Annotated in this window: 9 protein-coding genes and 1 tRNA gene; 5 read left to right on the top strand and 5 right to left on the bottom strand. The window is 68.1% G+C overall.

The annotated features are described in order from the left end of the window. Positions 1-57: 57 nt before the first annotated feature. Positions 58-130: transfer RNA gene (locus ACFOYW_RS12430), tRNA-Arg, on the bottom strand. 155 nt (positions 131-285) lie between these two features. On the opposite strand from ACFOYW_RS12430, the gene ACFOYW_RS12425 reads away from it, so the two are divergent. Further along, positions 286-987, top strand: coding sequence for an HAD family hydrolase (locus tag ACFOYW_RS12425; RefSeq protein WP_390229282.1), 702 nt, complete (start codon positions 286-288; stop codon positions 985-987). On the opposite strand, the gene ACFOYW_RS12420 is transcribed toward ACFOYW_RS12425, so the two are convergent. Both ACFOYW_RS12420 and ACFOYW_RS12415 read right to left on the bottom strand, forming a co-directional pair. Continuing rightward, a complete protein-coding gene (locus tag ACFOYW_RS12420; protein WP_390229280.1) occupies positions 972-2246 on the bottom strand; it encodes a hypothetical protein in 1275 nt (424 codons plus the stop codon). The genes ACFOYW_RS12425 and ACFOYW_RS12420 overlap by 16 nt on opposite strands. A 62-nt stretch (positions 2247-2308) precedes the next feature. Further along, a complete protein-coding gene (locus ACFOYW_RS12415; RefSeq protein ID WP_390229278.1) occupies positions 2309-3181 on the bottom strand; it encodes an Fpg/Nei family DNA glycosylase in 873 nt (290 codons plus the stop codon). A gap of 102 nt (positions 3182-3283) precedes the next feature. Here ACFOYW_RS12415 and ACFOYW_RS12410 point away from each other — a divergent pair, with 102 nt between their 5' ends. From ACFOYW_RS12410 to ACFOYW_RS12400, 3 genes are all read left to right on the top strand, one after another. Beyond that, on the top strand, positions 3284-4327 hold the full coding sequence (locus ACFOYW_RS12410; protein WP_390229276.1) for a ketopantoate reductase family protein: 1044 nt from the start codon (positions 3284-3286) through the stop codon (positions 4325-4327). A 121-nt stretch (positions 4328-4448) separates the two neighbouring features. Beyond that, positions 4449-6020: a phospholipase D-like domain-containing protein gene (locus tag ACFOYW_RS12405; protein WP_390229274.1), complete on the top strand. Its 1572-nt coding sequence runs from the start codon at positions 4449-4451 to the stop codon at positions 6018-6020. A 145-nt stretch (positions 6021-6165) separates the two neighbouring features. Continuing rightward, positions 6166-7623 carry an HNH endonuclease signature motif containing protein gene (locus ACFOYW_RS12400; RefSeq protein WP_390229272.1) on the top strand — a complete coding sequence of 486 codons (1458 nt, stop codon included), beginning with the start codon at positions 6166-6168 and terminating at the stop codon, positions 7621-7623. A 132-nt stretch (positions 7624-7755) separates the two neighbouring features. On the opposite strand, the gene argG is transcribed toward ACFOYW_RS12400, so the two are convergent. Further along, positions 7756-9198, bottom strand: a complete 1443-nt coding sequence (gene argG, locus ACFOYW_RS12395; RefSeq protein ID WP_390229270.1) for an argininosuccinate synthase — start codon at positions 9196-9198, stop codon at positions 7756-7758. Between the two features lie 86 nt (positions 9199-9284). Then, complete coding sequence (locus tag ACFOYW_RS12390; RefSeq protein WP_390229268.1) at positions 9285-9539, bottom strand: hypothetical protein; 255 nt, start codon at positions 9537-9539, stop codon at positions 9285-9287. Between the two features lie 349 nt (positions 9540-9888). On the opposite strand from ACFOYW_RS12390, the gene ACFOYW_RS12385 reads away from it, so the two are divergent. Continuing rightward, positions 9889-11607 carry a sodium:solute symporter family protein gene (locus tag ACFOYW_RS12385; protein WP_390229266.1) on the top strand — a complete coding sequence of 573 codons (1719 nt, stop codon included), beginning with the start codon at positions 9889-9891 and terminating at the stop codon, positions 11605-11607. Positions 11608-11617: the final 10 nt, after the last annotated feature.

The raw sequence follows: 11617 nt of genomic DNA, 5'->3' as shown, positions 1-11617 counted from the left end.
AAACGAAAAAGCCCCGGAATTCCGGGGCTTTTCGCGTTCTACTGTCTCAACACAGTGTGCGCCTGAAGGGACTCGAACCCCCAACCTTCTGATCCGTAGTCAGATGCTCTATCCGTTGAGCTACAGGCGCGCGGGCGCAACCTGAATAGAATAACAGCCGCTCCGGGCACCGCCCAAATCGAGCCAGCGGCTGCTCACAGCCCAGCGCCCAGCACCCAGCACCCGCGCGCCACCCACCCACGGCCCACGGCCCACGGCCCCCCCAGAACCTGACAGGCTGGTGCCGTGAGTGGCGCGGCGAAGGCATCCGATTCTCCTCTGGTGTTGTGGGACATCGACGGCACGCTCGTGCACGAGACCCGCGGCGAAGGGTCGCGCATGCAGATGCGCGCGATCCACGATGTGCTGGGCATCGACCTCGAGCGGCCCGGGTTCGGCGCGGGCGCTACCGAGCGCATGGTGTGGACGCGGCTCTTCGAGCACGCGCAGCTCCCCGTACCCGAGGACCTGACGCCGCTCGAATCCGCGATCGACGCCCTCTACGTCGACCACTTCGCCGAGGTGCCGCGCGTCGCGATTCCTGGCGCAGCCGAAGCCGTCGCGACTCTCGCAGCGGCGGGGTTCACCAACTCGGTCCTCACCGGGAACGGGCGACCCGTCTCACGGCTGAAGCTCGAGTCGGCCGGATTCGACGTGACCCTGTTCGACTGGGACGCCGCCTTCTTCGGCCGTGAGTGGAGCGACCGGGTCGAGATGGCGAAGGCGGCGCGGGCCAGGCACCCGTCTGCGGTCATCATCGGCGACACCGTCAACGACGGCGCCTGCGCGGTCGGCTCGGGCATCCCCTGGGTTGCAGTCGGCACCGGCGGCCACCCGCGCGACGAGCTCGAGCGGTTCGAGCCCGTCGCCTGGTTCGACGATCTGGTCGGGCGCACCGACGAGCTCGTGCGCGTGCTGCGCGACGCTGTCGGCTACGGGTTCGCGTAGAACCAGAGCACGGCGATACAGACGGGTTGCGCCGCCACCGCCACGAACAGGATCACGCGCCGCAGCCAGGCGCGCTCGACGATGCGCGGGTCGCCCATCAGCGGTGCGAGCGGCATCGCGACGCGGAAGATGCTCTGCTGCGGCATGAACACAGCGAGCAGATACAGCGCGTAGGACGCGGTCGTCGCGACGATCTCGATTCCGAGCGGGCGGATGCCTCGCCGCCCCACCCACAGCGCGAACAGCACCACCACGAGCACCACGATGAGCACGCCGCCGACGCCGAGGTAGCGGCCCGCGAGCTCGAACCAGGCCGTGAAGATGCGGAAGTTCGTGTGGCCGAGGAATCCGTCACGCCACGACAGCTCCGTCGCCGTGTATGCGTTCGGCAACCCGGTCACGACCCACGCGACGAGCGGCCAGGCGAAGCCGGCCAGGCCGGTCACGACGATGCCGCTCGCCATCGCCACGCGCTGGCGGATGGGAAACGGGTCGGCGTCGCGTCGGGCCGCACGCCAGCGCACGACGAAGACGACCGCGATGGCGAGCGCCAGCGCCACCTCTCCCGGCCGGGTGAACGCGGCGAGGACGGCAGGCGCAAGCATCCACCAGTACTTGCGTCTCTGCATGAGATACAGCGCCGAGAACATCAAGAAGAGGAAGAGACTCTCGGCGTACGCCATCTGCAGCAGGAACGCCAGGGGCCCGAAGGCGAACAGGGTCGCCGTGAACCACGCCGGCCGGTAGCCGACCCGGTCGCGCACCACGATGTACAGCATGAGGGTCGCCGCAGCGCCGAACACCGACGCGACCACGACGCCCGTGGACGCGAAGCCGGTGCCGAACACGAGCTGCAGCGCGGCGACGAGGTACGGGTACAGCGGCAGGAACGCCCAGGTGTTCGGAATGATGGCGCCGTCGCTGGTGCGCGGCAGCTGCACCGGGTAGCCGACTGTGGCGATGGACTGGTAGCGCGCGCCGTCCCACAGGGCGGAGATATCGGCGAGGCTCGGCACCTTGGGAGTCCAGCTGCCGTCGCTGATCCAGAACGACGGCGTCGTCGTCAGCCACGGGATGTGCCAGCCGTGGGTGACGACGAACCACGTCGCGAGCATGATGAGAGCCGTCGAAAAGATGCGCGATGCAGCGTAGAGCCCGGTGACGGCGAGCAGCTGACGCCCCAGCGGACGACGGGACAGCTCGATGCGCGATTCCGGCTCGGACTGCGGCGCCCACAGGGCTTCGGTTGGGACGTACATCGAGTTCTGAGGGTACGCCAATCAACCGGGCAGATGAGCGCCAGTCTCATTTGAGCAACTGCTTATTTGAGCAACCGGGAGAGCACCCTGTCTGCCAGCACCTTCCCGCCGGTCTGACAGGTGGGGCAGTACTGCAGGCTCGAGTCGGCGAATGTCACCTGGCGGATCGTCGTGCCGCAGACCGGGCACGGCTGCCCGGTGCGGCCGTGCACGCGCAGCCCCTCATGCTTCTCGGCCTTGAGCTCGCTCGCGGCCAACCCGTCGGACCGGGCGATCGCGTCATGCAGCGTCGACTGCAGCGCGTCGTAGAGGCGTGCCGTCTCAGCATCCGTCATCGACGCCGGTTTGAACGGCGACATCTTCGCCGCCCAGAGGATCTCGTCGCTGTACGCGTTCCCGATTCCCGCAATCGTCGCCTGATCGCGCAGCACACCTTTGATCTGAGCGCGCCCCGCCGCCCGCAGGATGCTCGCGAACACCTCGCGAGTGAACGACGGGTCGAGCGGTTCCGGCCCGAGCGTGCTCACCCGCTCGACCTCGTTCGCGTTGCGCACGAGATGGAGCTGCAGGCTCTTCTTCGTGCCGGCTTCCGTGATGTCGAGCCCGGCCCCGTCGGGCTCGAGGAGCAGGCGAGCGGCGAGCGGATTCCGCGGAGCACGGCCCGGGCGCGCACTCGTCTTCGGCTCGCCCGCGCGCCACCGCACCCACCCCGCGCGCGCGAGGTGAATGACGAGGTGGATGTCGCCGACCTGAATGTCGAGGAACTTGCCGTGACGGGTCACCCCGCTGATGGTCTGGCCGCGCAGCGCGTCGGGCGGGATGGCGAACGTCTTGAGCGCGGAGATCGCCAGGATGTCGAGCCGCTTCACGACCCTGCCGGTGAGGCGCGCGCCGAGATCGACGGTGAGCGCATGCACCTCGGGGAGTTCCGGCATGGATTCTTCCTATCCGTCGCCACGGACATCGGCAAGCGCTGGCACCGGCAAGCGCTGAGATCAACAAGTGCCGCATCCGCGGCCGCTCCTTAGAGTGGGAGCGTGAGATACGTCATCGTCGGCGCAGGTTCGATCGGCGGCACCGTTGCCGCGCGGCTTGCTCAGCACAGTGATCAACCGCCGCTCGTCATCGCCCGCGGCGACAACGCCGAGGCGATCAGGGCCGATGGCATGCTGCTGCGCTCCCCCGACGACGAGGTGCGCGTCGACGCCCCGGTCGCAACCCAGCCGTCCGAGGCGACGCTCACGACCGACGATGTGCTGGTGTTCGCCACGAAGACCCACCAGCTGCAGCGGGCGCTGCTCGATTGGGTCGACCAGCCGGTGCAGGATTCGGCGGGCGTCGTGGTCGGAACCGCCGGCGAGCTGCTGCCCGTGCTCACCGCGCTCAACGGCGTCGAAGCCGAGCGCCTCGCGCTGCGATTCTTCCGCCGCGTGTTCGGCGTGTGCGTGTGGCTGCCGGCGGTGCACCTCGCGCCCGGCGAGTTCACCGTGCGCATCGCCCCCGTCAGCGGCGTGTTCATCGTGGGCAGGTACGGCGAGGCGATCGACGAGGCGGATGCCTCGGCCGACGCCGTGCTGCTCGAGGAGCTCCGCACCGATTGGGAGCACGCCACGTTCCGCGTGCACGTCGTCGACGACGTGATGCCGTGGAAGCACCGCAAGCTGATCAGCAACCTCGGCAACTCCCTTCAGGCGCTCCTCGGGCAGACCGATGACCAGGCGGCCCGCGACCTGTACGCGCGCACCCGGCAGGAGGGCCTCGATGTCTACGCGGCGGCCGGCATCGCGATCCCGAGCGATGACGAGGAAGCGCTGTGGCGCGGCAACGCCTTCGACGTGCGACCCGTGCCCGGAGTGGAGGGTCCGCTCGGCGGCTCCAGCTGGCAGTCGCTCGCACGCGGATCCGGCAGCATCGAGAGCGACTACCTGAACGGCGAGATCGCACGCCTCGCGCGCAGTGTCGGCGTGCCCGCGCCGGTTAACGAGGGTCTGCAGCGCGCGGCGCGTCGTGCCGCCGAGGAGCGCAGGCCACCGGCATCCGTCAGCGCCGCGCAGCTCCGCCGCGAGATCCTCGGCGTCTGACTCGGGCTGACTTGGGGCCGCCGCGGCCGACTCGGGCCAACCCGGCCTGCTTTCGCCGGGGCCCGTTCAGGCTCCTCCGCGGGGGGTTGCGATGTCACCTGTTCGGGGTAGGGTCGCGGCCGTGACTGACACCCCGACGTTCGCCGAACTGCCTGAACTGATCTCGCGTCGTCTCGACGCGTTCCGACTGCCCGGCGTGCTCAGCGTGCGACCAGGGTTCGAGCTCGTCGACGGGTGGCTCACGTCGACCCCGGCCATCGTCGTCACCGTCGATGGCGAGCGCCCGCACGGGCTGCCGTCCGAGATCGGCGGCGCTCCCGTCGATGTGCGCGTCGCGTCGGCGCGGAAGGCGGCATCCATCGTCACTCCGCAGGCGTATGCCGCGCACGGTGCGACCGCACCCGACCAGGGCAAGGTGCCGGAGTTCGAGCACGAGATCGCGGTCGCCACGCCCGAGGCCGAGCCGCAAGACATAGCGGGGGCGGATGCCCTCGCCGCCGCCGCGAAGAAGACGCAGCTGGCCTACACGCCGCCGGCGGGCGTCAGCCTGACGCCGGTCTCGGGTGAGCTCACGATCTCGGTTGCCGCGTCGCCGGACGCAGGCTGGGGCCAGCTGCAGTCGTTTCTCGGTGAGGCGAAGAGCGACCTCGTGATCGGCATGTACGACTTCACCTCCGCGCACGTGCTGCAGGCATTCGAGGCCGCGACGAAGGGGAAGGACGTCACACTGACGCTCGACCACCCGTCGAAGAATCCGACCGCCGATCAGACCGACGAGCAGACCGTCAGCGACCTCAAGACCGCCCTCGGCAGCGATTTCGAGCAGGCCTGGGCGCTGTCCGGCATGGACCCCAAGGCGACGGCGACGATCTTCCAGACCGCTTACCACATCAAGGTCGCCGCGCAGGATTCGGCAACGCTCTGGCTCTCGAGCGGGAACTGGAACAACTCGAACCAGCCGGCGATCGACCCGGTGACGAACTCCGGCGACGCGACGGCCGCGCGCTCGGGAGACCGTGACTGGCATGTCGTCGTGCAGAGCCCCGACCTCACGAAGACGTTCGGCGCCTACCTCGAGAACGACTACACGATCGCGTCGCAGCACAACACGGCATCCGCTGCTGCTGAGCAGCCGGAGCTGCTTGAGCCCGCCGTCGAGACGCCGCCCTTCGCTCAGTTCTTCGCCGCGAAGTCGGTCACCGACCAGATGACCATCACGCCGCTGCTGACGCCCGACCCGGGCGTCTACGTGGACGCAGTCAAGGCGCTCATCGCGAGCGCGACGAAGACGCTGCACATGCAGTTCCAGTACATCGAGCTGCCCAAGACGACGGATTCCTCGAACCAGGCGTTCGTCGATCTGGTTCAGGCCGTCATTGACCGGCAGAAGGCCGGCGTCGAGCTGCAGATCATCATGAGCGAGTACGAGACTGCGGGGTACCTCGAACAGTTGCAGGCGCTCGGGCTCGACGTTACGAACGACGTGAAGCTGCAGAACAACGTTCACAACAAGGGCGTCGTCGTCGACGGCGAGAAGGTGCTGGTGTCGAGTCAGAACTGGTCGAGCGCCGGCACACTGCACAACCGCGACGCCGGAGTGATCATCGAGAACACACAGGTCGCGGCCTATTTCGACCAGATCTTCGCCCACGACTGGGCGAACCTGGCCGAGCAGAAGACGAGCGGTGACTGAGTGTCGATCAGTTCGATACTCGTCGTGCGAATTTGCATTGATTGTCAGTTGAGAGTCGAACGTGTGATACACTAATACCAAGTCCCGCGCCACGAGACGATCACGGATTCTTCGAATCCGGCGACTTTGACCTTGGAGGTCGACCGTGGCTGTTGTGGGGCTTGGCGCGCACGCGGTGCTCGAGCGCCTCGACGCGCTCGTGCCGGTTGCGCCCAGCGCCCTCTCTGATCAGCAACTGCTTGACGTGCTCGCCGCCGCCCACGAGGCTGCGCAGCAGGCACTTGCCGTGCAGCTGGCAACGGTGCGCGAACTCGACAATCGGTCCGACGCAAGCCTGGGCGACGAGTCGCTCGCGGCGAAGCTCGGGCATCGCACGGTCGTCGAGGCCGTGGAATACCTCACCCGTGGAACACGCGCGGCCGCACATCGCCTGGTGAAGACGTCCCGCAAGCTGCAGAGCCTGCCGGTGGTCGATGAGGCGGTGGCGGCCGGGTCCGTCACCCTTGATCAAGCCGACGTGATCGCCGGCAAGCTCGTGCCGACTCTGCGGGTCGCCTCACCCGACGATGTCGGCGCGGCCGAGGCGCAACTGTGCGAGCTCGCGCAGGCGATGCCGGCCGACGCCCTCCGCGACGCTGCAGAGGCATGGGCTCAGGCGCTCGATCCTGACGGCGTCGAACCGGCGGAGGACGCCGCCATGCAGAAGCGGTTCTTCAGCATCGGCGCGGTGCGGAACGGCGTCGCCAAGGTGAATGGCCTGCTGCCCACCGAGCACGCCGCAACCGTGCGAGCCCTTCTCGACGCCTACGCGAACCCGAGGTCCGGTAGGGGCGTGTCGTTCGAGCCGCAGGCCGACGACGAGCCACGTCGCGAAGACGAGCAACGGCCTGAAGACGAGCGACGCGCAGCTGACGAGCCCCGGCTCGAAGCCGAGTTGCAGCCCGAAGATCGGCGCACCCGCGGCCAGCGCATGGCCGACGTGCTTCGCGACGTCTTCGCCGCGGCAGCGCGCGACCCCGAAGCACCGGTGATGGGCGGCGCGCATCCCACGCTGATCGTCTCGATCGATCAAGTCGCCCTCGAGGCTCGCACCGGGGCCGCCGTCGCCGATGGCGAGTCGGCGCGGCTCAGCGTGCGCGCAGCAGAGCAGCTCGCGTGCACCGGGGGAATGCAGCGCCTCGTGTTCGGGGAAGACGGCGAGATACTTCACCTCGGGCGGGCGCAGCGGGTCTTCAGCGCGGGCCAGCGCCGGGCGATCGCCGGTCGTGACCGGGGGTGCGTCATCCCGGGCTGCACGATCCCCGCGCGCTGGTGCGAGGTGCATCACGTTCGCGCATGGCGCGCGGGCGGCCAGACCGACGTCGATAACGGCGTTCTGCTCTGCTGGCACCACCACCGTCAGATCGACACGGGGCCATGGCGGGTGCGCATAACTGCCGGCGTGCCCGAAGTGCGTTGGGTCTACGGCTCCCACGCCGGTCCGTGGGCTCGGGCGGCGCACCGACCCGTGCGGGCGCGGCCACCGGGGTTGGCACGCCCGCCGGGGTTAGCAGGGCCACCAGGGTTAGCAGGGCCACCAGGGTTAGTAGGGCCACCAGGGTGACCCGCCTCTTAGCGCTGGGTGCGTGTCAGCGCTGAGCGCGCGTCAGCGCTGAGCGCGTGTCAGCTCTGAGCGCGTGCGCCGGCTAAGTCCTCATGCCACTGAGGGCGCGACCCGCAGCAAGACTGAAACCCGTCAGTCCGTGCCGGTGTCGAACGCGGCGCCCTCGGACGCTGCATCCGTCGCGCGCTCGAGTTCTTCCTGCGATTCGCTGAGGCGTTCGACGCCGCCGAGGATCTCCTCGGCGTGACCCGACTCGAGCGTGCCGACGAGTTCGGCCGTCGGGCCGCCGATCAGGCCGAGCGTCGCGTACTGCTCGAGCCGCGCCCGTGAGTCGGCGATGTCGAGGTTCCGCATGGTCAACTGACCGATGCGGTCATCGGGGCCGAACGCAGCGTCGCCGACGCGCTCCATCGAGAGCTTCGTCGGGTGGTAGCTGAGCCCGGAGCCCGTCGTGTTGAGGATCGTGTAGTCGTCACCGCGACGCAGCCGCAGGGTGACCTCGCCGGTGATGGCCGAGCCGACCCAGCGCTGCAGCGACTCGCGAAGCATGAGCGACTGCGGGTCGAGCCAACGGCCCTCGTACATCAGGCGACCGAGCCGGCGTCCCTCGTTGTGGTAGTTCGCGACGGTGTCTTCGTTGTGGATCGCGTTCAGCAAGCGCTCGTACGCGATGTGCAGCAGCGCCATGCCCGGAGCCTCGTAGATACCGCGAGACTTGGCCTCGATCACGCGGTTCTCGATCTGGTCGGAGGCGCCGAGACCGTGGCGGCCGCCGATGGCGTTCGCCTCGAGCACGAGGGCGACGGCATCCGTGTACTCGACGCCGTTGATCGCAACCGGGCGCCCCGCTTCGAAGCGCACGGAAACCTCTTCGGTCGCGACCTCGACGTCGTCACGCCACGCCGCGACACCCATGATGGGCTCGACGATGTCGAGGCCGGCGTCGAGGTCCTCGAGGCGCTTCGCCTCGTGCGTCGCGCCCCAGATGTTCGCGTCGGTCGAGTAGGCCTTCTCGCTCGAGTCGCGGTACGGGAAGCCGCGCGCGACGAGCCACTCGCTCATCTCGCTGCGACCGCCGAGCTCGCTGACGAACTTCGCGTCGAGCCACGGCTTGTAAATGCGCAGTGCGGGGTTCGCCATGAGGCCGTAGCGGTAGAACCGCTCGATGTCGTTGCCCTTGTAGGTCGAGCCGTCGCCCCAGATCTCGACGCCGTCGTCCTTCATGGCGCGCACCAGCATGGTGCCGGTCACGGCGCGGCCGAGCGGGGTGGTGTTGAAGTACGTCTTGCCGCCGGAGCGAATGTGGAACGCACCGCACTGCAGCGCGACGAAGCCCTCTTCCACGAGCGCCGCCTTCGCGTCGACGAGGCGCGCGAGTTCTGCGCCGTATTCGCCGGCACGGCCCGGGACGGCGGCGATGTCGGGCTCGTCGTACTGGCCGATATCAGCGGTGTAGGTGCAGGGGATCGCACCGTTCTCACGCATCCACGCGACGGCTGTCGAGGTGTCGAGACCACCGGAGAAGGCGATGCCGACGCGTTCGCCGACGGGAAGGGAGCTGAGGACCTTGGACACGCCCTTAACTTTAGGGGCGCAGCCAGGAACTCGGGGCGCAGCCAGGAACTAGTGGCGCAGCCAGGAACTCGGGGCGCAGCCAGGAGCTAGTGGCGCACGCCCGCGAGGATCGCCTCGACCTGGCCGGGGTCCGGGCGCAGCACATCGATCGCCTCGGCCAGCGTCGGCTTCTCGATCTCGTCGCCGGGGCGCCCGATCACGCACACCTGGAATCGCTCGCCGGCCGGCGTCTGCACGGCCGTGATGAAGCCGAGCAGCGCGAACGGGTTGGAGCGATCGGCATGGCTGATGCTGACACGCCAGCCCTCGCCGCCGATCGGGGTCACGTCGACATCGACCACCCCAGTGCCCAACGCACGAGGGGTTCCCAACGCACGAGGGGTTCCCAACGCACGAGGAGTGCCCAACGCATCAGACTCGAGAGCTGCGGCTGCGGCGCCCATGATCTCCTCCTCCATCGGCGGATGTTTGTGATGGTTCGATCCTGGGCACGACCACCGACATCAGCCCAGGTCTTGACAATGAATTCGCTCTATGTCTATGCGCGCGTTCCCGCGCGGCCGCGGCTTAGTCACTCGGCCGGTGCGCCCGCAACCCCCGATATGTTGTTGGTCGCAACGAAGCATGTGGCGTATCGTTTGTTGCCGTTAACTAACGGTGCCGGGGCGGATGCTCTCGGCGAGGAGGATGATGACGTCGCTCGGAGCCCACGAAGCAACCGCAGCGGTGCTGGCCGATACCGGCCTGCGCCTGCACGCCAGCACGATCGACTACGTGCTGGTCGCGATCTATTTCGCACTCGTTCTTGGAATCGGATTCATCGCCCGGCGCTCGGTGGCGAGCAGCCTCGACTTCCTGCTCTCCGGGCGCTCGCTGCCCGCGTGGGTGACCGGCCTCGCGTTCATGTCCGCGAACCTCGGCGCGACGGAGCTGCTCGGTCAGAGCGCCAACGGCGCCGAGTACGGAATCCAGGCGGTCCACTACTACTGGATCGGCGCGATCCCGGCGATGGTGTTCCTCGGCCTGTTCATGATGCCGTTCTTCTACGGCTCGAAGGTGCGCTCGGTTCCTGAGTTCCTGCGGCGCCGGTTCAATCCGGCCACACAGCGATTCCAGGCAGTGCTGTTCGCCGTGGCATCCGTTCTGCTCGCCGGCGTCAACCTGTACGCCATGGCGATCGTCGTCGACGCTCTGCTCGGGTGGCCGCTGTGGCTCGCGATCGTCGTGGCAGGTTTCGTCGTACTCGTCTACACGCTCGTCGGTGGTCTGTCCGCCTCGATCTACAACGAGGTGCTGCAGTTCTTCGTGATCGTCGCCGCCATGGTGCCGATCACCCTCATCGGACTCGCGAAAGCGGGCGGCTGGAGCGGCATCAAGCAGAAGCTGATCAGCCAGGGCCACTCCAGCCTGCTGCACGCATTTCCGGCGCACGAGCTCACCGGCATCCACAACCCGGTCTGGAGCGTCATCGGCGTCGTGCTCGGCCTCGGCTTCGTCACCTCGTTCGGCTACTGGACCACCAACTTCACCGAGGTGCAGCGCGCATTCAGCGCCAAGGACATGTCGGCTGCACGCCGCACGCCGCTCATCGCCGCATTCCCGAAGACGCTGATCGCGCTCGTCATCATCATTCCCGGCATCATCGCCGCGGTGTCGGTGCCGGGCATCGAGAAGCTGAATGCGGGCGGCACCTCGAACGTCAGCTACAACGACGTCGTGCCCCTGCTCATGCAGCAGTTGCTGCCGAACGGATTCCTGGGCGTCGCCCTCGCCGGCCTGCTGGCGTCGTTCATGGCGGGCATGGCGGCCAACGTGTCGTCGCTCAACACCGTCTTCACCTACGACCTGTGGCAGGGCTGGCTGCGCCCCAACCAGCCGGACAAGCACTACCTCACCGTCGGCCGCTGGGTGACGGTGATCGGCACGCTGATCGCGATCGGCACCGCCTTCATCGCGGGCAACTTCGGCAACATCATGAACTACATCCAGACGCTGTTCTCGTTCTTCAACGTGCCGCTGTTCGCGATCTTCATCCTGGGTCTCGTGTGGAAGCGCGCGACGGGTCACGCCGGCTGGGCGGGCCTCGCGACGGGAACGGCGGGTGCGATCACCGTCTCGGTGCTCAACTCGATCGGCGTCATCCCGATCTCGGCCCAGGGCTCGAGCTACCTCGGCGGCGGCGTCGCCCTCGTGCTTGCGATCGTCGTCGGCATCATCGTCTCGCTGTTCTCGAAGCCGAAGCCCGACTCGGCGCTCACCGGACTCGTGCGCGGTCTCACCGACCCTGACGCGATGGCCGACGCGCAGGCGGCCGGCACGCATGAGGTCTGGTACCGGAACGTGTGGGTGCTCGGCATCGGCGCGCTCGTGCTCGCCGCCATCTGCTACGTCTTCTTCATGTTCGTCTAGGAGGTCCACC

It is taken from the genome of Gryllotalpicola reticulitermitis (genome assembly GCF_042651345.1).
Lineage (GTDB): Bacteria > Actinomycetota > Actinomycetes > Actinomycetales > Microbacteriaceae > Gryllotalpicola > Gryllotalpicola reticulitermitis.
The sequence above is the reverse complement of the archived record's forward strand: the minus strand, read 5'-3'. Positions and strand labels throughout refer to the sequence as shown.

Bases quoted from the DNA above. Each gene is read 5' to 3' on its own strand.
- ACFOYW_RS12420 (WP_390229280.1), bottom strand. From the start codon at position 2,246: ATGTACGTCCCAACCGAAGCCCTGTGGGCGCCGCAGTCCGAGCCGGAA.
- ACFOYW_RS12385 (WP_390229266.1), top strand. From the start codon at position 9,889: ATGACGTCGCTCGGAGCCCACGAAGCAACCGCAGCGGTGCTGGCCGAT.
- ACFOYW_RS12415 (WP_390229278.1), bottom strand. From the start codon at position 3,181: ATGCCGGAACTCCCCGAGGTGCATGCGCTCACCGTCGATCTCGGCGCG.